General features: G+C 50.3%; 24 protein-coding genes. 12 read left to right on the top strand and 12 right to left on the bottom strand.

All coding sequences use genetic code 11. From position 1 onward, the window contains the following. Positions 1-7 precede the first annotated feature (7 nt). Genes H8710_RS00240 through H8710_RS00230 form a run of 3 tightly spaced genes read left to right on the top strand, consistent with a single transcriptional unit; the run spans position 8 to position 3341 of the window. On the top strand, positions 8-1852 hold the full coding sequence (locus H8710_RS00240; protein ID WP_249293375.1) for a TIGR03960 family B12-binding radical SAM protein: 1845 nt from the start codon (positions 8-10) through the stop codon (positions 1850-1852). A gap of 1 nt (position 1853) precedes the next feature. Further along, the gene (locus H8710_RS00235) at positions 1854-2546 is read left to right on the top strand and encodes a TIGR03936 family radical SAM-associated protein (protein WP_249294669.1); all 693 of its coding nucleotides are present in this window, start codon (positions 1854-1856) and stop codon (positions 2544-2546) included. Between the two features lie 48 nt (positions 2547-2594). Beyond that, positions 2595-3341: an AAA family ATPase gene (locus tag H8710_RS00230; RefSeq protein WP_249293374.1), complete on the top strand. Its 747-nt coding sequence runs from the start codon at positions 2595-2597 to the stop codon at positions 3339-3341. Positions 3342-3389: 48 nt separating this feature from the next. On the opposite strand, the gene H8710_RS00225 is transcribed toward H8710_RS00230, so the two are convergent. Continuing rightward, positions 3390-3815: a hypothetical protein gene (locus tag H8710_RS00225; protein ID WP_249293373.1), complete on the bottom strand. Its 426-nt coding sequence runs from the start codon at positions 3813-3815 to the stop codon at positions 3390-3392. Between the two features lie 240 nt (positions 3816-4055). On the opposite strand from H8710_RS00225, the gene H8710_RS00220 reads away from it, so the two are divergent. The 3 genes from H8710_RS00220 to H8710_RS00210 all read left to right on the top strand — a co-directional run bounded on the left by H8710_RS00220 (position 4056) and on the right by H8710_RS00210 (position 5898). Further along, on the top strand, positions 4056-4922 hold the full coding sequence (locus H8710_RS00220) for a sigma-E processing peptidase SpoIIGA (protein ID WP_249293372.1): 867 nt from the start codon (positions 4056-4058) through the stop codon (positions 4920-4922). A 23-nt stretch (positions 4923-4945) separates the two neighbouring features. Then, positions 4946-5668, top strand: coding sequence for an RNA polymerase sporulation sigma factor SigE (gene sigE / locus H8710_RS00215; protein WP_249293371.1), 723 nt, complete (start codon positions 4946-4948; stop codon positions 5666-5668). 77 nt (positions 5669-5745) lie between these two features. After that, positions 5746-5898 (top strand): hypothetical protein, encoded by a 153-nt coding sequence (locus H8710_RS00210; protein WP_249293370.1) that lies wholly within the window; start codon positions 5746-5748, stop codon positions 5896-5898. A 173-nt stretch (positions 5899-6071) separates the two neighbouring features. On the opposite strand, the gene H8710_RS00205 is transcribed toward H8710_RS00210, so the two are convergent. The 10 genes from H8710_RS00205 to H8710_RS00160 all read right to left on the bottom strand — a co-directional run bounded on the left by H8710_RS00205 (position 6072) and on the right by H8710_RS00160 (position 14847). Further along, positions 6072-6302, bottom strand: coding sequence for an acyl carrier protein (locus tag H8710_RS00205; RefSeq protein ID WP_249293369.1), 231 nt, complete (start codon positions 6300-6302; stop codon positions 6072-6074). Between the two features lie 311 nt (positions 6303-6613). Then, complete coding sequence (locus tag H8710_RS00200) at positions 6614-7426, bottom strand: acetyl-CoA carboxylase carboxyltransferase subunit alpha (RefSeq protein ID WP_249293368.1); 813 nt, start codon at positions 7424-7426, stop codon at positions 6614-6616. After that, positions 7414-8289, bottom strand: coding sequence for an acetyl-CoA carboxylase, carboxyltransferase subunit beta (gene accD / locus H8710_RS00195; RefSeq protein ID WP_249293367.1), 876 nt, complete (start codon positions 8287-8289; stop codon positions 7414-7416). The genes H8710_RS00200 and accD overlap by 13 nt, the downstream gene beginning before the upstream one ends. A 55-nt stretch (positions 8290-8344) precedes the next feature. Further along, positions 8345-9697, bottom strand: coding sequence for an acetyl-CoA carboxylase biotin carboxylase subunit (gene accC / locus H8710_RS00190; protein ID WP_249293366.1), 1353 nt, complete (start codon positions 9695-9697; stop codon positions 8345-8347). Between the two features lie 18 nt (positions 9698-9715). Then, positions 9716-10147 carry a 3-hydroxyacyl-ACP dehydratase FabZ gene (gene fabZ, locus H8710_RS00185; protein ID WP_249293365.1) on the bottom strand — a complete coding sequence of 144 codons (432 nt, stop codon included), beginning with the start codon at positions 10145-10147 and terminating at the stop codon, positions 9716-9718. 15 nt (positions 10148-10162) lie between these two features. After that, positions 10163-10612 (bottom strand): acetyl-CoA carboxylase biotin carboxyl carrier protein, encoded by a 450-nt coding sequence (gene accB / locus H8710_RS00180; protein ID WP_249293364.1) that lies wholly within the window; start codon positions 10610-10612, stop codon positions 10163-10165. A 29-nt stretch (positions 10613-10641) separates the two neighbouring features. Beyond that, complete coding sequence (gene fabF / locus H8710_RS00175) at positions 10642-11877, bottom strand: beta-ketoacyl-ACP synthase II (protein ID WP_249293363.1); 1236 nt, start codon at positions 11875-11877, stop codon at positions 10642-10644. A 171-nt stretch (positions 11878-12048) separates the two neighbouring features. Continuing rightward, entirely contained in the window at positions 12049-12792 is a 744-nt protein-coding gene (fabG, locus tag H8710_RS00170) for a 3-oxoacyl-[acyl-carrier-protein] reductase (RefSeq protein ID WP_249293362.1), read from the bottom strand. A gap of 28 nt (positions 12793-12820) precedes the next feature. Next, on the bottom strand, positions 12821-13762 hold the full coding sequence (gene fabK / locus H8710_RS00165) for an enoyl-[acyl-carrier-protein] reductase FabK (RefSeq protein WP_249294667.1): 942 nt from the start codon (positions 13760-13762) through the stop codon (positions 12821-12823). Positions 13763-13863: 101 nt separating this feature from the next. Further along, positions 13864-14847, bottom strand: coding sequence for a beta-ketoacyl-ACP synthase III (locus tag H8710_RS00160; RefSeq protein WP_249293361.1), 984 nt, complete (start codon positions 14845-14847; stop codon positions 13864-13866). Between the two features lie 336 nt (positions 14848-15183). Between H8710_RS00160 and fabD the strand changes: the two genes are divergently transcribed. Both fabD and H8710_RS00150 read left to right on the top strand, forming a co-directional pair. Next, the gene (gene fabD / locus H8710_RS00155; RefSeq protein ID WP_249293360.1) at positions 15184-16110 is read left to right on the top strand and encodes an ACP S-malonyltransferase; all 927 of its coding nucleotides are present in this window, start codon (positions 15184-15186) and stop codon (positions 16108-16110) included. A 223-nt stretch (positions 16111-16333) separates the two neighbouring features. Beyond that, on the top strand, positions 16334-17716 hold the full coding sequence (locus tag H8710_RS00150) for a BaiN/RdsA family NAD(P)/FAD-dependent oxidoreductase (RefSeq protein WP_346727092.1): 1383 nt from the start codon (positions 16334-16336) through the stop codon (positions 17714-17716). 214 nt (positions 17717-17930) lie between these two features. Here H8710_RS00150 and H8710_RS00145 read toward each other — a convergent pair whose 3' ends face one another. Then, entirely contained in the window at positions 17931-19043 is a 1113-nt protein-coding gene (locus tag H8710_RS00145; RefSeq protein ID WP_249293358.1) for a hypothetical protein, read from the bottom strand. Positions 19044-19363: 320 nt separating this feature from the next. On the opposite strand from H8710_RS00145, the gene ung reads away from it, so the two are divergent. The 4 genes from ung to thrS all read left to right on the top strand — a co-directional run bounded on the left by ung (position 19364) and on the right by thrS (position 23363). Beyond that, complete coding sequence (ung, locus tag H8710_RS00140) at positions 19364-20032, top strand: uracil-DNA glycosylase (RefSeq protein ID WP_249293357.1); 669 nt, start codon at positions 19364-19366, stop codon at positions 20030-20032. 126 nt (positions 20033-20158) lie between these two features. Next, complete coding sequence (locus tag H8710_RS00135; protein ID WP_249293356.1) at positions 20159-20335, top strand: toxin-antitoxin system HicB family antitoxin; 177 nt, start codon at positions 20159-20161, stop codon at positions 20333-20335. A gap of 20 nt (positions 20336-20355) precedes the next feature. After that, a complete protein-coding gene (locus H8710_RS00130; protein WP_249293355.1) occupies positions 20356-20970 on the top strand; it encodes a flavin reductase family protein in 615 nt (204 codons plus the stop codon). Between the two features lie 479 nt (positions 20971-21449). Continuing rightward, the gene (gene thrS, locus H8710_RS00125; RefSeq protein WP_249293354.1) at positions 21450-23363 is read left to right on the top strand and encodes a threonine--tRNA ligase; all 1914 of its coding nucleotides are present in this window, start codon (positions 21450-21452) and stop codon (positions 23361-23363) included. Positions 23364-23488 lie beyond the last annotated feature (125 nt).

Raw genomic sequence — 23488 nt, 5'->3', positions numbered from 1 at the left:
CTTTCCCATGACTTTGAAAGAAAAACTCGAACCTCTCCTTCTCAAGGTGCAAAAGCCCGCCCGCTACATCGGCGGAGAGCTGAACAGTGTCATGAAGGACAAAAACAAGGTGGAAACGAGGGTCGCCCTCTGCTTCCCCGACAACTACGAAATCGGCATGTCCCACCTGGGGCTCAAAATCCTCTATTCCCTCATCAATAAGCGGGAGGACTGCTGGGCCGAGCGGGTCTACGCTCCCTGGATTGACTTTGAAGCCCTCATGCGGGAAAACGATATTCCCCTCTACGGCCTTGAGAGCCTCGACCCCCTCACCGATTTCGATGTGGTGGGATTTTCCCTTCAGTACGAGCTTTCCTACACAAATATCCTCAACATGCTGGATTTGGGCGGCATTGAGCCGCTGGCCTCTGTGCGCGGAAACGACGAGCCTCTCATCATCGCCGGCGGCCCCTGCGCCATGAATCCAGAGCCCCTTGCCGACTTCATCGACCTGTTTCAGATCGGCGAGGGCGAGGAAGTCATGCTCGAGATGATCGACCTTTTGCAACAACACAAGAAAAAAGGCTGGGACAAGAGATCCTTCCTCCGGGAAGCCGCTCAAATCCCCGGCATTTACGTCCCCTCTCTCTACGACGTGACCTACGACGAAACCGGTATTATCACCTCGGTCACCCCCAAAGATGGCGCGCCGGAAAAGGTGACCAAACGCATCATCAAAGACATGGACAAGGTCTTCTACCCCGAAACCTTCATCGTCCCCTACACTGAAACGGTCCACGACCGGGCGGTGCTGGAAGTCATGCGGGGCTGTATCCGCGGCTGCCGGTTCTGCCAGGCCGGGTTTATCTACCGTCCCATCCGTGCAAAAACCCCGGATACGCTCTGCCGCCAGGGCAAATCCCTCTGCGATACCACCGGCTATGACGAAATGTCCCTGTCCTCCCTCTCCACCTCCGATCATCCCCAGGTGGAGGAACTGCTGGACAAGATGATTGACTACACCGAAGCGGAGAAGGTCAACCTCTCCCTCCCCTCCCTGCGGGTGGACAACTTCTCGGAGGAACTCTTGCAAAAGGTGAGCCGGGTCCGCAAAAGCGGTCTCACCTTCGCCCCGGAAGCGGGCACCCAGCGGCTGCGGGACGTGATCAACAAAAACGTCAGCGAGGAAGAGGTCATGGAGACTTGCCGCATCGCTTTTGAGGGCGGCTATATGTCGGTGAAGCTCTACTTCATGCTGGGCCTCCCCACCGAGACCATTGAAGATGTGACCGGTATCACCGCTTTAGGACAGCGAATTGTAGACATGTACTACTCCCTGCCCACCCGCAAGAAGGGCAAGGCTGTCAACGTGTCCATCAGCGTTTCCACCTTCGTCCCCAAGTGCTTTACCCCCTTCCAGTGGTGCGCCCAGGACACTTTCGAACAAATCGTCGAGAAACAGAAAGCCCTGCAGCACAGCGTCACCACCAAAAAGATTTCACTGAGCTGGCACGAGGTTAAAACCTCGGTGCTGGAAGGTGTCGTCGCCCGCGGCGACCGGCGCTTAGGAAAAGCCATTTATAATGCCTGGAAAATGGGCTGCAAATTCGACAGCTGGGACGAGTGCTTTGACTTTGAAAAGTGGAAGCAGGCCATTCGTGATGCCGGCCTCACCATAGAATTTTACGCCAACCGTGTCCGGGAGGAGAACGAAATTCTCCCCTGGGATCACATCGACGTGGGAGTCTCGAAAAAGTTCCTTTGGCGGGAGTACCAAAAGGCGGTAAACGCACAGGTGACCCCCAACTGCAAGGAAAACTGCGCTGGCTGCGGCGCCAACAAGCTCATCGGGGGAGGTGTCTGCATTGGCTAATATGGAACCAAAAATCACCGTCATCGAAGGAGTTCCCGTTTACGACGTGAGGGCCTTCTACCACAAGTTTGGCCGGGCCAAATACATTTCCCATCTGGACCTCTACCGCACCATTCAGCGGGCTTTCCAGCGGGCAAAACTGCCCATCTGGTACACTCAGGGATTCAATCCCCACATTTACCTGACTTTCGCCCTGCCCATCGCCTTGGGCTACGAGGGGGTAAACGAGAGCTTCGACTTTAGGCTGACCACCGACATTCCGCTGGAGGAGGCGACCAAGCGCCTCAACGACGCTATGCCGGAAGGCATCGTCATCCGCGCCATCCAGCCCCCCGTCCGAAAGGCAAACGACATTGAACGGGCGGATTATGAGCTCACCATGTCCTGCAAGGCTCTCCCTATGGAGCAACTAACTGAAAAACTGAATGAATTTCTTACCCAGGACGTGATAGAAACCGAAAAGCGCACCAAAAAAGGGATGAAAATGATTGACCTGAAGCCGCTGATTCTTTCTCAGCGGGTTTCCTGCGACCACCGGGTCAAACTGGAAGTCACCCTGCCTGCCGGAACCCAAGTGAACATCAATCCGACTCTTCTGACTGATGCCTTCGCCAAATGGGCGGAAATTGATCTTGACTACCACGATATCCGCCGGCTCAAGGTGCTCTGTGCCGACGGGACGGAATTCATCTGACCAAAGAGGGGGAGCAGGCCGCTTCCCTTTTTCCTTTTAGGGGGGATTTTGTTGTTTGACGACCTCTACATCCGCGCTGTGCGATTAAAACCTCATACCGACGGGGACTTGGGATACACGGCGGCTATTCCGGCCATCAGGTGCCTCAAACGGCTGGAACTCAAAAGCCCCGTCACCTTTTTCGTTGGGGAAAATGGTTCAGGCAAGTCAACACTGTTGGAAGCCATCGCCGTGGCCTTCGGCTTCAATCCGGAAGGCGGTACTCAGAATTTCCACTTTTCCACCAGTGAGACACACTCGCCATTGTATCGGTTTCTGACGCTGGAAAAGGGAATTCACCGCCCAAAGGACGGCTTTTTTCTCCGGGCGGAGAGTTTTTACAATGTGGCAAGCGAGGTGGACCGCTTAGAAGAGGTCGATATGGGGCTGCTGCGGTCTTACGGGGGAAAATCCCTCCACAGCCAGTCCCACGGAGAGAGTTTTCTTTCCCTCTCCCTCAACCGATTCGGCGGAAATGGCTTATACCTCCTGGACGAGCCGGAAGCGGCCCTTTCGCCCCAAAACCAATTGGCGCTTCTGTCCCGTATTCATCAACTTGTGGGGCTCAAATCCCAGTTTATTATCGCCACCCATTCCCCCATCCTGATGGCTTGCCCGAATGCAGAAATTTACTCCATTAGCGACGATGGAATCGTTCCCACGGAATATGAGCAGACTGAACATTACCAGCTGACCAAAGCTTTTCTGGAAAATCCACAACGAATGCTCCGTTATCTTTTAGATGAAACAGACTGACCAAACAAAAAGCCGAAGCGCAATCGCTTCGGCTTTTTATTATGAGGGTTAATCACAGTTTTGCATATCGCCGCTATAGCAGCTATCAGCCCTGCCGTCATACAGATCCCGACAAGTGAGCCATCTGGGATGCGCAAACTCGGGCCAGAAAGGATTCCGGCAGCTGCAGGGGTATTTGCAGCAGCATCCGTTTGCATCGCAGCAGATTCTGTATTTATGGGCATTTTCATCGAAATCGCTGTCGTAAGTGCATTCGATGGGTCGGCAGGACGGGGACGTATTGTTACCGTGGCAGCCACAACCACAATTGGGGGTTGAAGCTGCTTCCGCTCCACAACCGCAGCTCGGGCGTTCAGGCATAGCAGGAGCTTCCGCTCCGCACCCGCAAGCATCCGGCTGTACGAACTGAGGTTTCGTATAGCTATACAGCGCATCGGGCATGATAAATCCCGGCGCTCCACTTTTACGAGCCATAAAAAAATACCGCCATTCTCCGCGCAGAATTTTCTTCTACCCGCCCCGCGCGTAAGACAGGTAGGACAGATAAAGATGTCTGCTTTCTATTGTATGATTGGAACATTTTTTTGGTTCGGAAAAGGTCCCCGTCATGCTTCCCGTTCTGACATTTTTTTTAGGGCCGTCCCTCTATAATAGAATCATCGGCCACCCAAAAACACCTTTCAGCAAAACACGACCTCAAAGGACGGCTCCAATATGACAGTCATTTACATAGACGTACTCATTGGCCTTAACATTTACATTACTTATTTTCTCCTTTTGGCTACAGAATCACTGTCCAAATCCAAGTCAAAAGCATTTAGGCGGGGGATTGCCTCCTGTGCTGGGGGACTGTCCGCTCTGCTCATCCTAGCGCCCGACCTACCGTTTGTACTTTTACTGCTCATCAAATTAATGGTAGCGGCACTGCTCATCTGGATCAATTTTGGATTCCGGGCACGGGCGGTTTTCCTCAAACGGGTCCTGATTTTTTTTGGCGTCAACTTTGTCTTCGCCGGCTTTATGATCGCCGTGTGGTTTCTGTTTACTCCCCCTAAGCTGGCAATCCGGAATGGTACGGTCTATTACCACCTTTCCGCGTTGACACTGATTGTATCCACCATACTTGCTTACGGCGCCGTCCGACTTTTGGAATGGCTTTTGGCGCGGCGCGTCCCCCCCAAGAGGCTTTACGAGGCGGAGGTAACAGTAAATGGCAAGCAAGCTGCACTCACTGTGTTTCTAGATACTGGCAATAAAGCCTGTTCCATGAGCGGACTTCCTGCAGTACTATGCACTGCAGGAAGTCTGAAGGACATTGTCCCTCAAAACGTGCTAGCGTGTATGCAAAACGTCGAGGCTGTCACAGCCCTGAGCGGACAGCAATGGGCTTCCCGAATACAGATGATCCCCTATCATGCCATAAGCGGAAAAGGGGTTCTGGCTGGCTTTCAGCCCGATTCCTTTGCAATTATTGAAAACGGAGAAAAAATTGTCCGTCCCTGTGTATTGGCTCCGGTTTTTGAGCCGGTCTCCGATGGAGAAGCCGATGCCATTGCAGGTGAAATGCTATTTGAAGAATAATACGGGAAAGGATGGAGAACGAGATGCTATCACTGAAACAACAGTCTACTTTTTGCAGGCTAAAACAAAAATTGCTGGACCTGCTGGGATTTCGCAAGAGAATCGATTATATCAACGGTTCTCAAACGCTTCCTCCCCCCTTAAGCCGGGAAGAGGAAGAAAAAATGTTTGTGATGCTGGCTACCGACCCTGAAAAGGCACGCAACGAGCTCATTACCCACAACCTGCGGCTGGTGGTTTATATCGCGCGTAAATTTGAGTCCACCGGTATCAATATTGAAGACCTGATTTCCATTGGCACTATTGGACTCATTAAAGCGGTCAATACCTTCTCTCCGGAAAAAAAAATAAAGCTCGCCACCTATGCCTCCCGCTGCATTGAAAATGAAATCCTTATGCACCTGCGAAAAAACAGTCATCAAAAAACCGAGCTTTCCTTTGATGAGCCTTTAAACATCGACTGGGACGGCAATGAACTGCTGCTTTCTGATATTCTCGGCACCGATGAGGACTGTGTCAACCGGGATATGGAAAACGAAGCAGAGCGCAATGCGCTCATGAACTGTGTCAACCGGTTAAACAGCCGGGAAAAACAAATTATGGAGCTGCGATTTGGACTTCATGGGCAGCAGGAACGCACCCAAAAAGAGGTTGCCGATCTCATCGGCATTTCCCAATCCTATATCTCCCGATTGGAAAAGCGTATTATCAAGCGGTTGCAAAAAGACATGGAGCGGGAATTTTAAAAACGCTCTTCCAGTTTGTAACACAACAGAGTCCTCCGACATAGTATGCAGTACAATAATTTTAAGGAGGTTCTCTTATGAACTGTTTTGGTGGAAACTGCAGTTGGATCCTGATCATCATCCTCTTGTTGGTATGCTGCTGTGGCAATAACGGCTTTGGTGGCTGCGGCTGTGGCTGCAACAACAATAACTGCGGCTGTGGCTGCAACAATGACTGCGGATGCTGCTAATCCCTCTTGCATAAAAAAGCAGGGCCTATAAGGCCCTGCTTTTTTGCGTCCCTTTAAACAAGGAACCGGCTTGGAAACAATTGTAGGAAACCCTTCCCCACACCCGTTTCCAAACCGGCCCGGCATTTTTCATTTTACAATGAAAAAGAAACCTTAAAAAATCCAAAAGATTTTTATTGAGCGTTGTCTTCGATATATTTTACGATATCGCCAACGGTCTTGATATTCTCAACCTGATCATCTGGAATTTCAACATCAAATTCCTCTTCCAAAGACATTACAAGGTCGACAAGATCCAAAGAATCAGCTCCCAAATCATCTGTAATCGATGCTTCCATGGTCACTTTCTCTTCTTCGACATCCAGCTGATCAACCAAAATATCTTTTACCTTTTCGAATACCATATGTTCCCCTCCTAACTGCTTGTGATGAATCTATTATAATGTGTGCCGAACAAAGCCAAATGGTCTTTAAGGCCAAGGCTTTTAAGACCATTTGGCTTTGTTCAAGCATAGAATTATTCTGCCATTGCGAATAAATTCTATGCTTCCAATTGGGACTTTATCCAAGTCCTAATTGGGGCACGCATTGCAACAATGTCTGAATTTTGTAAAATTCTTTTTACAAAATTGCGCGGTTTTACCGCGTGAATAAACCGCTTCACGGTTTATTCACCAGACATTATTATAACACGCTAAGGGTAGTTATAACCGGATTAAAATACTTCCTCTTCGAAAGCCCCAATTTTTCTGAACTTATTATATCGTGCTTCCAGTAAATTTGCAATACTTTTCTGGGTTAAATTTTTAAGGGCCGCAATCAGATAATCAGAAATATTGCCGGCCATGACCTCGTGGTTCATGTGAGCGCCGCCTGCGGGTTCCGGAATAATATAGTCGCAGACACCCAATTTTGACAAATCTTCTGCAGTGATGCGGAGCTTTTCAGCTGCTTCCTTCTCCTTTGAGGCATCCTTCCAAAGGATGCTGGCGCAGCCTCTGGGAGAAATCACGCAATATACGGCATTTTGGAGCATGGCAAGCTCATCGCAGACACCCAGCGCCAGTGCGCCACCAGAACCACCCTCTCCCAAAACGATGGAGATGACGGGTACTTTCAGGGTGGCGAATTCTTTCAGGTTGCGGGCAATCGCCTCGCCCTGGCCCCGTTCTTCCGCCGCCACGCCGCAGAACGCCCCCGGCGTATCGATAAAGCAGATCACTGGCCGGCCGAACTTCTCCGCCTGTTTCGCCAAACGGAGGGCTTTGCGATAGCCTTCCGGGTGAGGACATGAGAAATTGGTCTTTTTGTTTTCTTCCAGGTCCCTGCCCTTGACTTCCGCTATGACAGTAACGGACAGGCCGTTGAAGCGGCCAATTCCGCCCAAAATAGCCGCGTCGTCTCCGAAGCAGCGGTCGCCGTGCAGCTCGTAAAACTCGTCAAAAATCAGGGGGATATAATCGTTGATGGTGGGCCGCCCTTTGTGACGGATCAGCTCTATTCTTTCCCAAGGAGTCAACTGTTCCATTTGTTTTCCTCCTTCAGGTGCAATTTTAAAAGCTTGGAGATGGTCCGGCGCATGTTGACTCGTGGGATGATCATATCCACGAAGCCATGTTCCAGCAGAAACTCTGCCGACTGAAAATCGTCGGGAAGCCGCTGTTTGATGGTTCCTTCGATGACCCGCCGTCCAGCAAAGCCGATGAGAACCTTGGGCTCTGCGATGATAATATCCCCCAGAGACGCAAAGGATGCAGTAACGCCCCCCGTCGTCGGATCGGTGAGGACGGTAATGTAGAGAAGTCCTTTGTCGGAGTGGCGGGCAACAGCAGCAGAAGTTTTCGCCATCTGCATCAGCGAGAGAATCCCTTCCTGCATCCTGGCGCCGCCGGAAGCGGTAAATGCCACCACCGGCAGTTCCTTTTCCGTCGCCCGTTCAAATGCCCGGGTGATTTTCTCTCCTACCACAGAGCCCATAGAGGCCATCATAAAGCGAGAATCCATGACGATAATGACGCATTTTCTCCGTCGGATAGTGCATTCGCCGGTGATCACCGCGTCCTTAAGGCCCGTCTTTTCCCGCATCTCCTTTAATTTTTCGTCGTAGCCCTCGAAATCCAATGGATTTATCGAGACCATATCAGGGTCGTACTCTACAAAGCTCCCCTGGTCCACCGTCAGGTCCAGGCGCTCCTTCGCGGAAATCCGCGCATGGTAAGAACAGGCGGAACAGACCTTAAGTCCAGCTTTGTATTCGTCCATGAACATGACGTTCTGACAGCGGGGGCATTTGAATAGCAAATCCCCCGGCATCTTGGACTTAACATTGTTCGGCGATTTATCATCGTAGTCAAGCCGCGACTTGACAACCTTAAACAAATCTTCAAGCATTCACATTCACGCCTTTCTTCGCCATCAAGTCGAGGGCGTTAGTTGCGGACGAGGCTTATTTCTGGGTATTCAGGTGTTTGCTCCTCCCCAGATAGCCGATGTCGTAATTTCCCGCTTCCACATTGGGATCCTTCAATAAGTTTAACTGAAAGTCAATATTGGTGTCAACACCTTCGACCAAAAACTCCGCCAACGCCCATTTCATCTTCATAATCGCTTCCTGTCTGGTAGGAGCGTATGCAATGAGCTTTGCAATCATGCTGTCATAATAGGGAGAAATTTCATATCCCTGATAGACGGCGCTGTCAATACGGATTCCGGGGCCGCCGGGCATATGAAGCCCTTGGATTTTCCCAGGAGAGGGCCTGAAATCGAACTCCGGATTTTCTGCGTTAACCCGGCACTCAATGGCGTGTCCCCGCATGGCGACATCTTCCTGCTCAAAATCCAGATGCCGTCCAGCGGCAATCAAAATTTGGTTTTTCACCAAATCAATACCGGTCACCATCTCAGTTATGGGATGTTCCACTTGAATACGGGTGTTCATCTCCATAAAATAGAAGTCCTTGCCGGAAAGGAGAAACTCTACCGTTCCCGCGTTGTGGTAACCGCAGGCCACCGCCGCCTTCACCGCCGCTTCTCCCATGGCTTTGCGGAGAGAAGGGGTCATGATGGGGCAGGGGCACTCCTCGATAAGCTTTTGGTTCCGGCGCTGCAGGGAGCAGTCCCGCTCACCCAGATAGACCACATTCCCGTAATTGTCCGCTAAAACCTGAATCTCCACATGGCGGGGATCCTCGATAAATTTTTCAATGTAAATACCGTCGTCGCCGAAAAAAGCAAGGGCTTCCTGCCGGGCGGCAGTCATAGCCGCTTCTAATTCAGAGTCGTTTTTCACCTGACGGATTCCCCGTCCGCCGCCGCCGGCCGAGGCCTTTACCATAACAGGATAACCAACCTCATTCGCGATTTGCAGGGCTTCCTCCAGGGTTTTCACCACCCCATCGGAGCCAGGAATCACTGGGACGCCGCCGTTTTTCATAGTCGTTTTGGCCTGTGCCTTGTCCCCCATCAACTCCATGGCGGAAGGAGGAGGACCGATGAAGGTCACGCCGCATTTTTCGCACATCCGGGCAAAATTTGCGTTTTCTGAAAGAAAACCGAATCCCGGATGCACGGCCTCGGCCCCCGTCCGCTCGCAGGCGGCCAGAATAGCCTTGATATTTAGGTAGCTGTCCGCCGTTTTCGCCGGGCCGATACAGATAGCCTCATCGGCGATTTGGGCGTGGAGTGCCGTCCGGTCGGCTTCAGAAAAGACCGCCACGGTGCCGATACCCAATTCCCGGCAGGCGCGGATGATCCGAACCGCGATTTCCCCGCGGTTTGCAATCAGAACTTTATGAAACATGTTATAGTTCCTTTCCGTTTACTCGCCTAAGGCAAAGGTGATTTCCGCTGTCACAGCTTTTTTGCCATTCACGGTGGCCACCGCCTTACCCACGCCGATGCTGCCGCGGGATTTAACCATCTCTACGGAGAGCACCAAGGTGTCGCCGGGCTTTACCTGCTGCCGGAAACGCGCTTTGTCGATCCCGGCGAAAAAGGCAATTTTGCCCTTGTTCTCCGGCAGGGAAAGCGCGCACACAGCTCCGGCTTGGGCCAGCATCTCTATAGTGAGTACGCCGGGCTGAACCGGCATTCCGGGGAAGTGGCCTTTAAACCAGGTCTCTTCCGGTCTCAAATATTTGGTCGCCACCACACGGACGCCCGGCTCAAGCTCCAGCACTTCGTCGATGAGCAGGAAGGGGTCTCTATGGGGGATAATCTCCTTGATTTGTTCCTGATTTAAAAGGGCCAACTGCGTCCCGCCTTTCTATTCAATGATGAGGATGGGCTGGCCGTATTCTACGCCCTCGCCGTTTTCCACCATCACTTTTGTAACGGTTCCGTCGAACTCGCTTTTGATTTCGTTCATCAGCTTCATCGATTCCACGATGAACAGGGTGTCCCCTTTGTGAACCGCCGTGCCAACTGTGGCAAACGCCGGTTTGTCCGGAGCGGAACTGGCGTAAAACGTCCCAACCAAGGGGGACTTAACCACATTGCCGGAAGCTTCCTCACAGGGGCAAGCCGCTGTTGGTGCCAGCGCCGCGGCAGGCATAGGAGTACCCGGAACAGCGGCCTCGTAAACCACCTGGGTTTGTTCCGCTTTCAAAGAGAGCTCAAAGCCCTCCACTTTAACGCAAACTTCCGTCAAGCAGTTTGCGGCCATTTTATCCATCAGTTCCTTGATTTCGGAAACGGTCAATTTCATTTCAGCCATTGCAATATACCCTCACTCTTCTGTTTGGACTAATCCTCATATTTTTTCAGGCAGACGCAGGCGTTATGCCCGCCAAAGCCCAGGGAATCCGACAAGGCCACTTTAATGTCGGCCTTTCTTGTCCCCTCGGTCACGTAGTCCAGGTCGCATTCTTCGTCCGGCACTTTGTAGCCAACGGTACCGGGAATTACCCCATTTTGAAGCGCCAAAGCTGTCGCAATCGCTTCCACCGCACCAGCGGCACCCAGCAGGTGCCCGGTCATCGACTTGGTAGAGGATACCGCAACCTTGTTTGCCGCCTCGCCAAGAGCCACCTTGATGGCGTTTGTCTCGAAATGGTCGTTGATGGGAGTGGAAGTGCCATGGGCGTTAATATAATCTACATCCTCAGGTCTGAGTCCCGCTTCTTCAATGGCAAACTCCATCGCCTTGGCAGGTGCTTCCCCATCGGGGGCTGGGCTTGTGATATGATAAGCATCTCCTGTAGCCCCGTAGCCGACGATTTCTCCGTAAATGGTTGCATTTCTGGCTTTAGCGTGCTCCAACTCCTCCAAAATGAGGATTCCGGCGCCTTCGCCCATAATAAATCCGTCCCGTTCCTTGTCAAAAGGAATGGAGGCACGATCCGGGTCAGTGGATTTAGAGAGAGCTCCCATATTGTCAAAGCCTGCCACGGCAAATTTGGTGATGGCAGCTTCCGCGCCGCCTGTCACACACGCGTCCAGATAACCGTGTTTGATATTCCGAAACGCCTCACCAAGGGCATGAGTGGAGGTGGCGCAGGCGGTCACAGGAGCGTAATTGACGCCCTTAAATCCGGTGCGAATGGAAATGTTGCCTGCCGCCATGTTGGAAATCATCGTGGGGATAAAGAAAACGGAAACCCGCTTGGGGCCTTTTTCCAGGTATTTGCCGTGTTCCGTCTCCCAGGTGTTCATACCGCCGATGCCGCTTCCCACAATGACACCGACACGGTAAGGATCCAGATCCTTAAAGTCTGTGCCGCAGTTTTTGAGAGCTTGTTCAGCGGCATAAATAGCAAACTGGCAATACCGGTCGGTACGGCGCAGCTCTTTCTTTTCCAAAACGGTCAGGGGGTCGAAATCCTTGACCTCCGCCGCGATTTTTACTTCCATATCAGAGCAGTCAAAGCCCTCAATTTGGGAAAATCCGTGTTTGCCATTTAAAAGGCTCTGCCAAAAAGTATCTACGTCTTTACCGATGGAAGTGACCACTCCCATTCCGGTTATTACAACTCTTCTCATGTAAATTACCGCGCCTTTGCATATAACTGCTGTGAAAATTGATTTCTTCAATTTACTATGACAAAGGCTCCCTTTCCTCGGAAATTGTGCCGGCTTGAGCACCACCAAAATTGGCAGCGGATCCGGCAAGCCATAAAACGTTTCATTATTTCTTGACGCAAACTCTCGCCGTTACATCGACATGCCGCCGGAAACCTCAATGATCTGCCCGGTGATGTACCCCGCCTTCTCAGAGGCAAGAAACGCCACAGCGTTGGCGATGTCCTCCGGCTGGCCGAAGCGTCCCAACGCGATATTTTTGACGATGGCCTCTTTGTATTTCTCGTCCAGCACATCTGTCATGGGGGTCTGCACAAAGCCGGGAGCGATGGCGTTGACAGTGATGTTCCGCGCGCCCAGCTCCTTGGCCGCCGTCTTTGTCATACCGATGATGCCCGCCTTGGAAGCAGAATAGTTAAACTGCCCCGGGTTTCCGTAAACGCCAGCTACAGAGGACATGTTGATAATCCTGCCGCTCCGCTGGCGGATCATGACAGCGCTCACATGGCGGGTCATGTTGAAGACCGATTTATAGTTGACGTTTGTGACCATATCGAACTGTTCTTCGCTCATACGGGCCAACAGCCCGTCCTTCGTAATGCCCGCGTTGTTCACTAGCACGTCAATAGAGCCGAAGCGGGCTTTCACCGCTTTCACCATCTCTTCGCAGGCCGCGTAGTCGGAAACGTCGCAGGCAAAGCACTCTGCCTCCACACCCAAAGCACGGCAGGCTTCCACCACATCGGAGCCTCCATTTTGGATTTCCGCCTCGCTGCGGCAGTTGACGGCGATGTTATAACCTTCCTGTGCAAGGGTTTTTGCAATACAGGCACCAATCCCCTGGGATGCGCCGGTAATCAATGCGGTTTTTGCCAAAATAAAGCACTCCTTTGATTTCGATTTTCTAAAACTGTTTGCTTTTTCTGATGATGAGCTCCTCGGCATCGTTGAAAATACTGTCGAGAATCTCCTGACAGGAACGAATTTCTTTAATCATGCCGGCAATCTGTCCGGCCATAAAGCTCCCATTATCTTTGTCACCGTCCTTGACGGCTTTGCGCAGGGACCCGGTGCAGGCTTCCTCAAACTCCTCCTGAGTAAGGCCCTCCCGCTCCTTTTCCATAATGCGCTTCGTAAATTTATTGCGAATTTGACGGCAGGCCGCACACCCGGAAATCCGTCCGGTGACGGCGCTGTCGGTGTCCTTTGCATTCAAAACGAGGTTTTTGTAGTTATCGTGAATTTGGCACTCATCTGATGCCAAAAAGACCGTTCCCATCTGGACGCCTTCCGCCCCCAGCATCAAAGCCGCTGCCAGTCCTCTACCATCGGCGATGCCACCCGCGGCGATGACTGGGATGTCCACTGCGTCTACGATCTGAGGTACAAGCGCCATGGTGGTGAGCTCTCCGATGTGGCCTCCCGCTTCGGTGCCTTCAGCCACCAGCGCGTCGGCCCCAGCCCGCTCCATCCGTTTTGCCAGGGCGACGGAAGGGACTACCGGAATTACCTTGATGCCTGCCGTCTTCCATGCTTCCATAAATTTGCCGGGATTGCCTGCACCCGTTGTGACGATAGGCACCTGCTCCTCGATGACGAGCTGTGCCAAATCTTCGGCATTGGGGCTCATGAGCATAATATTCACGCCGAAGGGGTTGTCGGTCAGTTTTTTGACCTTACGGATTTCTTCCCGCACCACATCGACGGGAGCGGCCCCTCCCGCAATCAGGCCCACGCCCCCCGCATTGGAGACAGCCGCTGCCAGAGTAGATTCCGCCACCCAGGCCATGCCCCCCTGGATGGCGGGGTATTTAACGCCCAACAATTCAGTAATCCTTGTATTCATCATTTTATTATCCATTCCTTTCTGGGAACAAACGGAACTGCTGCAAAACCGGATAGATAAATTTTCTAAACCCTATCTTCCGCTTTGCAAAATCAGCTTCTTTAATATTCAAATACCGCACCACCATAAACCAGCCCCGCCCCAAAGCCGACGATGCAAACCTTCTGGCCGCGCTTGATTCTGCCGTCCTTGATAGCCTCGTCCAGCGCAATGGGAATGCAGGCGGAGGAAGTATTTCCATAGGCTGCGATATTACAGATAAACCTATCCATCGACAGCCCCAGTTCTTTCGCTGCCGTCTGCACGATGCGGATGTTGGCTTGATGGGGAATGACCCAATCAAGTTCTCCCGGCGTAATACCAAATTTCTCGCAGGCGTCCCTGACCCCTGTGGCCATGGCACCTACCGCAAATTTATATACTTCCCGGCCGTCCATATAAATCGTATTGTCCTTGGCGTCGGGGAAATGGTCGATTTCCTGTGGGTCCGCCACGTCCACAAAGGGAATGTCGTTGCGGTGACGGCGGGCGAACAGGGTGTTGGCCCCTGTTCCATCGCAGCCCAGCGCAGAAGCAAACCCTCCCTCGCCTCTCGAGACGACGCAGGCTCCCGCCCCGTCCCCGAACAGTACGCAGGTTCCCCTATCCTCAAAATCAGTAATTTTAGAAAGGCATTCTGCAGAAATCAGCAGGATGTTTTTGTATCCGTGTTCCAGATACATATAAGCCAAATCCATGGTGTAAACAAACGCAGCGCAAGCGCAGTTTATATCATATGCAATGGCATTTTTCGCGCCGATGCGTCCCTGTATTACACAGGCCAAAGAAGGAGTTATAAAGTCGGATGTTACAGTAGTGCAGAGAATTAAATCGATATCCTCCGGGCTTAGCTTAGCGTCGGCAACAGCATTTTTCGCCGCCTCCTCCGCCAAAACATAGGTGGGTTGTCCGGTCATGCGGCGGGTGTGAATGCCAGTTCTTTTCACGATCCATTCGTCGGAAGTCTCAACAATTCTTGTAAAGTCCCCGTTCGTTACAACGGTTTCCGGAAAGCAGACTCCCGTCCCTAAAATCTTAACACCCATAGCATACCTCACCTTTCTATTCATAAACATCAACCGATGTTATCTTAACATAAATATATGAACATTTCTGCCTTGCAAATTACGGCAAATTTTGTTATAGTGAAGAAAATTATAATCCAAAACAACGCCCTGAAAAAGATTCCCAAATATTGGGCTATCTTTTATATTGTATCGGTTTGTTACCGTTTTGTCAATAAATATCCTCTGGATTTCCCGGTAAAACCCCCATAAACACGACAAGAAAGCCCTTTTTCATTATTTTTACGGTCAATTGTTTACAGAATTGTTACAAACCTGATTTGCAAATTACTTTTACACTAGAAAGGATTCGATTCCATGGAAAAAACCGTATTTTTATTTTCAGGACAAGGCTCACAATACCCCAAAATGGCAGAAGAACTCATCAACTCTTCTCCGAAAGCGGGGGAGGTTTTCGCCTGCGCTTCCGACGTACTGGGCTTTGATCTGAAGGAAATTTGTCTCAACGGTACCGCTGAAGACTTAGCGAAAACGCAGGTAACTCAGCCCGCTATCATGGCCACCAGTTTAGCAGCGTTGGCCTGTATTCGGGAACGAGGCATCGATGCTTCGGCAGTAGCCGGACATTCTCTGGGAGAATACGCCGCCATGGTCGCTGCCGATATGCTCAGCATGGAAGACGGCTTTAAGCTCATCAAGGCCCGTGCTGCCGCCATGGGCAAATGCGCAGAAAGCGGCGATGGAGCTATGGCCGCCATCATGGGCCTTTCCGCCCAAGAAGTCGCCGCCGTCTGCGAGGAGACTTCCGGTTACGTCCTGCCTGTCAATTACAATTCTGCAGCCCAAACCGTCATAGCAGGGGAACGGGCGGCAGTGGCAAAAGCTTCGGAAACCTTCATGTCCATGGGCAAAAGAGCTATTCCATTAGCGGTCTCCGCCGCCTTCCATTCTAAACTGATGCAGCCTGCTGCCGACGAATTCTACAATGCCGCGAAAAGTTTTGCCTTTTCGCAGCCCAAACTTGATTTCTATGCAAACCTCACCGGAACAAAGCTCACAGATTTCTCCGACATGGCCGAGTATCTGGCAAAACACATCGTCTCTCCTGTTTTCTTCACATCGGAACTGGCAGAACTACAGTCTGCCGGATATCTGAATTACGTGGAGTTGGGGCCAGGCAAGGTGCTGACGGGTCTTGTCAAGAAAACCCTCAAAGATGTGACCGCCCTCAACGTGGAAAACGCCAAAACCTTGGAAAAAACAGTGGAAACCCTGACAAATTAAAAGAAATTTCGCCTTAACGAGGCGGCAGCGTCCCGCTGCATAAAATATTGTTGAATTTTCTGGAAAGATTGGTGATTCCAAAGGCAATATCCTTGCCAGCCGCAGAGTGCACTCTTTGTAAGGGGCAAAATTTCCTGTTCTTAAAAAATGCGGAGAATCTAAGAACCTCATCAAGGGGCATTCAGATGCCTGAAGCAATACGAAATATCTCTTTGATTGTCGCCTGTTTTTTCAACAGGCGACAATTTTTCTTTTACCTGGATTTTTGAGGATAACTTTTCACAAAATAAGTTATTCGGACGAATGGAGTTCGTTGCATTTGCATCGGAGGTATGGTAAAATAAGACCAGTATACTTGGAAAGGGGGACTTTCTTGAAACAGATCGCAGTCATCGGGGGCGGCGCATCTGGGATGGCGGCGGCAATCACAGCTGCCAAAGCCGGCGCAACTGTAACCATCTTTGAAAAAAGTCCCCGAGTAGGCAAAAAACTGCTGGCAACCGGAAACGGCCGCTGTAATATCAGCAATCGGTTTTGTACAATTGACCGCTATCATGGAGGCGATCCGGATTTTATTCTGCACGCAATGCAAACCTACGATGTGGATAATACTGAAAAATTCTTTAACGATATGGGACTTATGATTACCGAGCTGGAGGATGGGAAGCTGTATCCCCGCCCTCTTCAGGCTTCGGCGGTTTTAGATGTGCTGCGCATGGAGGCAGAGCGGCAGCATGTCCAGACTGTCTGTAATTGTGAGATTGAGGAAATTCGCCCCAGAGGGCGGGATTTTCTCCTTTTGTCTGGAGAGAAGTCCTTTGCCGCTGATGCAATCATTGTAGCGGCCGGCGGCGAGGCGGCTCCTCAGCTTGGAGGTACCGAAAGCGGTTATCGGTTGCTGCACAAGCTGGGCCACTCTATTACCCAACGGATTCCGTCCATTGTTCAGTTGAAAACCGATGTGACAACCATCAAACCGTTATCAGGGATGAAAATCGACGGAACGGTTCGACTGTTTACTGGTAAAAAAGAGGTTCGGTCCCAATTCGGAGAAATCTTGTTTACTGATTACGGAGTGTCGGGTCCTCCTATTATGCAGATTTCGGGATCTGCTTCCCGGTTGCTCCATGAGGACAGAAGCGCTATCCTATTATTGGATCTTGCACCGGAACTTCAACAAAAAAAGCTTTATTTTTTGTTGAAAAGCAGAGCTTTCACCCATTCAGAGCGTAGCTTAGAGGAATTTTTGGTGGGAATGTTCCCCAAACGGCTGGGGATGTGTGCCATCAAGACGATTTCCCCGGTTCCGCTTTCAAGGAGGATATCCGAACTGGCAGACAAAGACTTGCAAGCGCTGGCGGCACAGCTCAAAGCCTGGAGGCTCACCGTCAAGGGCACCAATGGATTCCGCAACGCCCAAGTGACGGCCGGGGGCGCAACGGTCAAAGAATTCAATTCCAACACTATGGAGTCAAAACTAGTCCCAGGGCTTTATGCCTGCGGTGAGGTTTTGGATGTGGACGGGGACTGCGGAGGCTTCAATCTGCAGTGGGCCTGGGCATCGGGACGACTGGCGGGAACATCTGCCGCAAATAAGCACCTATAAACTGGCACGATTGATTTGAATCATCCAGGTTAGATGCAAAATTGGGTATAGGCGCAACATATGGTAAAGCACTTCTGGAAATTTGTGTGAACCGCCTCAGGGCAATTAAATTATTTCTGCAAAAGGGCTGCTGCACAAATAAAGCAAATGTAAACCAATAACTTAATTCCATATAATAAAATGCCGCAGAATTCAAAAGTTTCTGCGGCATTTTTTAGTAAGTGACGTCTGACAGCATAATATCTACAATGCCCAGCTTTCCGCCCACCCTCCGTTTGGATGTATATACCGGTTCATCTGAGACAAAATCATTGTCAATAAGCTTTGCCTTCATCCGGATGAGAATTTTGACGCCGGGATGATTATCGGCAATAATGCACTGACCCCCGTGAAGTTCCACGGTCTTCTGCAGAATATCGTAACACATTTTTTTCATAGCAGGAGGTTCGCCGGTAGCGTCCAGCGCAACTACGTCCAAAATGCCTGGTGTGGTCACTGCTTCATAATCAGTTACGTTATCTTCCATAGTCAAAAGCATTTCGTCAGGAAAAAACTCGGTCCGACAGATGAAATGCCCCTCTTCTTGAGCATATAGATAAGAGATATTTACCACATTGAGAAGTGCCGTAGCAAATAGCACCTTATCCAACTTGACAATTCCGTTTTGATAATCAGGGTCGAAAACAAAAGACAGACCCGTGGCAGCGAGAATCATTTCGGCCTGATTCATCAGAGGAGTAAAATACTCGTGAAAGTCCACTTCTGTCTGATAAATAGCATTCTCGTCAGACACCGTATAGTATGCGTTGAAATTATAGGATAATTTGAGCAAAGAACGACAGTTGCGTTCAATATCCCGAATATGATAGGCTGACTCATAATCTTCCCGCTCCACCAGTCTTTCCGAGATCAGCTCGGAAAGGTTGAAGATACTGGTCATCCGTTGCCGAATATAGTAGGAAAGAAGCTTGACGCTGCCCTGCTCGTTGCCGCTGCTGGCCAAATGGAAAGGACAGCTTCCATAATAAATTCCCACATAGAGGGAGCCTTCTTTGGGGTCGGGGAAAGTTAGCACTTCCAAGCGATCCTGGCCATCTAATTTGTTATTAATTTGGAGCGAAGACGAGGTCGGCTTGTCCTCGGAAAACAAACCAGTAAAAGAAAACTGGGGGAAACATTCCGCCAGTTCATTTTCCTCCGCTACATGGGGAAAATCTTTCATTGCAGCGGCATTAATCCATAGAATCTTTAAATCTGGTCCAAAGCAAAAGCATGGCTGCTCATGAGAGCGATAAAGTTTATACAACCAATCGGTTCTTCCGGCCATAAGAACTCCCTTCTTTTCACCCTGTTTCATTGGTATGCTGTTGCCGGTGTAAGTAGGTCAAGTGTATGATACCGGAAACGATATTTTGTACGGATTTTAGTATCCGCGGTGCCAAATAAGACAGATATTAATTCATATAGGAGATAAGTGTATTCTTTTATGTATTACAAATTCCTGAATTTATTATACCTATTTTCGTTTTCTTTGTAAAGCGAGTTGGAAACTATTTCCATATGGTCTCAGCAAAGGAAACTGCTGCCTTTACAATTTTGTGGAAATCCGCTACAATAAAATGTAATTTTCTGTCTAAAGGAGATATCATGGGTATTTTATGCAACGACTGGGACCCTTTTTTGGAGGAACAATTTCGTCAGAATTACTATAAGCAACTGCAGAAATTTTTATGCCGTGAGTATAAGGCAACAACAATCTATCCAGCGCAACCGCAATTGTTTACCGCTTTTCAGCTGACGCCTTATGAGAATGTTAAAATTGTAATTTTAGGGCAGGACCCTTACCATGGACCCAATCAGGCCCATGGACTCGCCTTCTCGGTTCCAAAAGGTGAAAGAATTCCCCCGTCCCTCCGGAATATTTTTAAGGAACTGGAAGCGGACACAGATGTTGTTCCGCCTTCTCACGGAAATTTAGAGCATTGGGCCATGCAGGGAATCCTGCTTCTGAACACGGTGCTCACCGTGCGCGCAGGACAAGGGAATTCCCATCGTGGGAAAGGCTGGGAAGTCTTCACCGATGCTGCAATTACATATCTCAATCAGCGGGAGAAACCCATAGTGTTTCTTTTGTGGGGAAATAATGCCCAGCAAAAGGAAACGCTCATCACCAATCCTGCCCACCTAGTATTAAAAGCCGCACACCCCAGTCCTTTGTCCGCCAACCGAGGTTTTTTTGGATGTGGGCATTTTTCTAAATCCTGCCGTTTTTTAAAGCAACATGGCATGGCAATCGATTTTTGTATTCCAGATTAGAATATACTTATTATATCATACCGGCCTTTTCAAATCCAGTGCGAATATGATATAATTTTTTATATGCGAAAATGGAGTGTATAAAATACGGCGAATTTTCCATACAATGTTTGTATGGAGGGACCAATGATGTTTCATGTACAAAAGCCGGAAATGATCAACAAAACAATTCGAATGCCTCAGGAATTGGTTCGTCAAATGGAGGTCTTAGCGCAGAAAAAGGGTATCTCACTGAACAATCTAATCGTCCAGTGCTGTCAGTATGCGATGAACGACCTGCCTCCCGAAGAAACCAAGAACTAGGTCAGTAAAAAGGAGAATGTATGGGTAAACAAGTGTGGAAACCGGGCACAATGGTATCGCCAGTGCCTCCGGTTATGGTTTCTTGCGGTTCTTTAGAAAAGCCAAATATTTTAACCATAGCGTGGACAGGTATTGTCAATACCATTCCCGCCATGACCTATATCTCGGTTCGGCCGCAACGTTTTTCCTATCCGCTTATTAAAGAGAGCAGGGAATTTGTCATTAACCTGACCACGCGGGCTCTGACTTGGGCGGCGGATTACTGCGGCGTCAAAAGCGGGGCTGACACTGATAAATTTTCCGTCTGCAAGCTGACGCCAGCCCCCGCTTCCCAGGTGGGAGCACCTCTCATCAAAGAAAGCCCCGTCAATATCGAATGTAGGGTAAATCAAGTCATTCCGTTGGGCAGCCACGACATGTTTCTGGCGGAGATCGTCGCCGTCAACGTGGACGAAGTACTGGTGGATCAAAACGGCAAACTCCATTTGGACCAAAGCGGGCTTGTAGCCTACTCTCATGGGGAATATTTTGCCCTTGGGGAAAAACTGGGTTCCTTTGGATATTCGGTACGCAAAAAGCCGAAGAATAACCCTGCCTCACGGAAAAAGAGGCTTGGAAAAAGGAAAAGAGCGTAAAAACGCAGAACCAGTACCTCTGCGTTTTATTATGAAGCGGCTTTTTTACTGAAAAAGGCTTATGAAGTAAATGAAATGAAAGAAATCCGTAAACTTTTTAATCGGGTAATATAATCTATTACTGTCTATGCCAATCCTTTTCTCCCACTCAAAAACAACCCTTGACAACCGTTTTCGATAGTGATACAATCAACTCAATAAGCGAAATCATTGAAGAGGACGCGGCTTTTTCGTAAAACCGTTTCAGAGAGAAACGCCAAAATGGGCTGCAAGCGTTTCACGGCGGAAAAAGACGACACCACCTCAGAGAGTGCGTAACCCCCCTTTTACAGAGGATCAAGCGCAACGGCCGGCAGCCGTTACACTGCCTTCAAGCGGTTCGGATTTTCCGAACAATTTGGGTGGAACCATGGAGTTAGACGCTTCATCCCATAGAGTTGGGATGGGCGTTTTTTGTTTTTGAGAAAGGAAGATAAAGTATGGTAAAAATTACCTTGAAGGACGGCAGCGTCAAAGAATACGAGCAGGGCGTTTCGGTGGGAGACATCGCAAAGGATTTGAGCATGGGGCTTTTCCGCAATGCCTGCTGCGGACGCATCGACGGGACTGTTGTCGATTTGCGTGCACCCATTAACAACGACTGCAACTTAGAAATCGTTACCTTTGACGAAGAGGACGGCAAAAAGGCGTTTTGGCATACCGCTTCCCATGTGTTGGCTCAAGCGGTTAAACGGCTTTATCCCCATACGAAACTAGCCATTGGCCCTGCTATTGACAACGGTTTTTACTACGATTTTGACGTAGAAACGCCTTTCGGCCCAGACGATTTGGATAAAATCGAAAAAGAGATGAAAAAAATCGTCAAGGAAGGGCTTTCTTTGGAGCGGTTTGAGCTTCCCGCTCAGGAAGGGCTCAAAAAGCTGGAGGACATGGGCGAACCCTATAAAGTGGAGCTTTGCCACGAGCACGCTGACAAAGGCGAAAACATCAGCTTCTATCAGCAGGGCGATTTTGTCGATCTCTGCGCCGGCCCCCACCTGATGTCCACCGCCCCTCTGAAGGCAGTAAAGCTCACAAACTGCACCGGCGCTTACTGGCGGGGCGACGCCAAGGGCAAACAGCTCTGCCGCGTCTACGGCACTGCGTTCCCTAAGGCCAGTATGCTGGAAGAATACCTGACCATGCTAGAAGAGGCCAAAAAGCGCGACCACCGCAAAATCGGCAAGGATTTAGAACTCTTTACTATCATGGAAGAGGGCCCCGGATTCCCCTTTTTCTTGCCCAAGGGCATGGTGCTCCGCAATTTGCTCATCGATTACTGGCGGGAGCTGCATCGGGAGGCAGGGTATCAGGAGATCTCCACCCCTGTTATCCTGAGCCGCACCCTCTGGGAGCGCAGTGGTCACTGGGGACACTACAAAGACAATATGTACACGACGAAAATTGACGACGAAGATTTCGCAATCAAACCCATGAACTGCCCCGGCGGCATGCTGGTCTACAAGACTAAAATGCGTTCCTACCGCGACCTGCCCCTTCGCATGGGCGAACTGGGACTGGTTCACCGTCATGAGCTCTCCGGCGCGCTCCACGGTTTGATGCGGGTGCGCAATTTCACCCAGGACGACGCCCACATCTTCATGACTCCTGACCAGATCAAGGACGAGGTCAAAGGGGTCGTCCGCCTCATCGACAAAGTGTACAGCACCTTTGGGTTCCCCTACCACATCGAGCTGTCCACCATGCCGGAAGACCACATCGGCGAAAAAGAGGATTGGGACATTGCCACAGACGCTTTGCGGGACGCCATCGTCGAACTGGGTTACGATTATCAGATCAATGAGGGGGACGGCGCTTTCTACGGCCCCAAGCTGGACTTCCATCTCACCGACTGTCTGGGACGCACCTGGCAGTGCGGCACCATTCAGCTGGATTATCAGCTGCCAGAACGGTTTGAATTGGAGTACACCGGTGCTGACGGCGCAAAACACCGACCCGTCATGATTCACCGTGTCGTTTTCGGCTCAGTGGAACGCTTTATTGGCATTCTCACCGAGCATTTTGCCGGCGCGTTTCCCTTGTGGCTTGCTCCCGTCCAGATCAAAGTGCTCCCCATCAGCGAACATCAGCACGCTTACGCCAAGGAAGTTGCCGACAAGCTGACTGCCGCCGGCTTTAGACTGGAGCTAGACGACCGCAACGAGAAAATCGGCTATAAAATCCGGGAGGCCCAGTTGGAAAAGGTTCCCTTCATGCTCATACTAGGTGACAAGGAAGTGGAAAGCGGCGGCGTTGCCGTCCGTTCCCGTTCCGAAGGCGACCTGGGCACCATGAGCCTGGACGATTTGATCGTTAAGCTCTCCCAGATGGTCAAGGATCGGGTAAAAGAATAGGGTATTTTAAACCCCGTCCCTGCTAACAGGGACGGGGTTATTTTGCCTCTTGACTTTCAATGTCACCGATACTATAATACTACTATCAGACTAAAAGGAGAATCATACGTCTCATGTGTATAACA

It is taken from the genome of Fumia xinanensis (assembly GCF_014384905.1).
Classification (GTDB): Bacteria; Bacillota; Clostridia; order Oscillospirales; family Ruminococcaceae; genus Fumia; species Fumia xinanensis.
Note: the sequence above shows the minus strand (reverse complement) of the source record. Positions and strands in the feature narration are given on the sequence as shown.

Excerpts from the sequence above, each read along its gene's own strand:
- H8710_RS00240 (WP_249293375.1), top strand. The coding sequence starts at position 8 with ATGACTTTGAAAGAAAAACTCGAACCTCTCCTTCTCAAGGTGCAAAAG.
- H8710_RS00235 (WP_249294669.1), top strand. The coding sequence starts at position 1,854 with ATGGAACCAAAAATCACCGTCATCGAAGGAGTTCCCGTTTACGACGTG.
- H8710_RS00225 (WP_249293373.1), bottom strand. The coding sequence starts at position 3,815 with ATGGCTCGTAAAAGTGGAGCGCCGGGATTTATCATGCCCGATGCGCTG.
- H8710_RS00220 (WP_249293372.1), top strand. The coding sequence starts at position 4,056 with ATGACAGTCATTTACATAGACGTACTCATTGGCCTTAACATTTACATT.
- sigE (WP_249293371.1), top strand. The coding sequence starts at position 4,946 with ATGCTATCACTGAAACAACAGTCTACTTTTTGCAGGCTAAAACAAAAA.
- H8710_RS00210 (WP_249293370.1), top strand. The coding sequence starts at position 5,746 with ATGAACTGTTTTGGTGGAAACTGCAGTTGGATCCTGATCATCATCCTC.
- H8710_RS00205 (WP_249293369.1), bottom strand. The coding sequence starts at position 6,302 with ATGGTATTCGAAAAGGTAAAAGATATTTTGGTTGATCAGCTGGATGTC.
- H8710_RS00200 (WP_249293368.1), bottom strand. The coding sequence starts at position 7,426 with ATGGAACAGTTGACTCCTTGGGAAAGAATAGAGCTGATCCGTCACAAA.
- accD (WP_249293367.1), bottom strand. The coding sequence starts at position 8,289 with ATGCTTGAAGATTTGTTTAAGGTTGTCAAGTCGCGGCTTGACTACGAT.
- accC (WP_249293366.1), bottom strand. The coding sequence starts at position 9,697 with ATGTTTCATAAAGTTCTGATTGCAAACCGCGGGGAAATCGCGGTTCGG.
- accB (WP_249293364.1), bottom strand. The coding sequence starts at position 10,612 with ATGGCTGAAATGAAATTGACCGTTTCCGAAATCAAGGAACTGATGGAT.
- fabF (WP_249293363.1), bottom strand. The coding sequence starts at position 11,877 with ATGAGAAGAGTTGTAATAACCGGAATGGGAGTGGTCACTTCCATCGGT.
- fabK (WP_249294667.1), bottom strand. The coding sequence starts at position 13,762 with ATGAATACAAGGATTACTGAATTGTTGGGCGTTAAATACCCCGCCATC.
- H8710_RS00160 (WP_249293361.1), bottom strand. The coding sequence starts at position 14,847 with ATGGGTGTTAAGATTTTAGGGACGGGAGTCTGCTTTCCGGAAACCGTT.
- fabD (WP_249293360.1), top strand. The coding sequence starts at position 15,184 with ATGGAAAAAACCGTATTTTTATTTTCAGGACAAGGCTCACAATACCCC.
- H8710_RS00145 (WP_249293358.1), bottom strand. The coding sequence starts at position 19,043 with ATGGCCGGAAGAACCGATTGGTTGTATAAACTTTATCGCTCTCATGAG.
- ung (WP_249293357.1), top strand. The coding sequence starts at position 19,364 with ATGGGTATTTTATGCAACGACTGGGACCCTTTTTTGGAGGAACAATTT.
- H8710_RS00135 (WP_249293356.1), top strand. The coding sequence starts at position 20,159 with ATGATGTTTCATGTACAAAAGCCGGAAATGATCAACAAAACAATTCGA.
- H8710_RS00130 (WP_249293355.1), top strand. The coding sequence starts at position 20,356 with ATGGGTAAACAAGTGTGGAAACCGGGCACAATGGTATCGCCAGTGCCT.
- thrS (WP_249293354.1), top strand. The coding sequence starts at position 21,450 with ATGGTAAAAATTACCTTGAAGGACGGCAGCGTCAAAGAATACGAGCAG.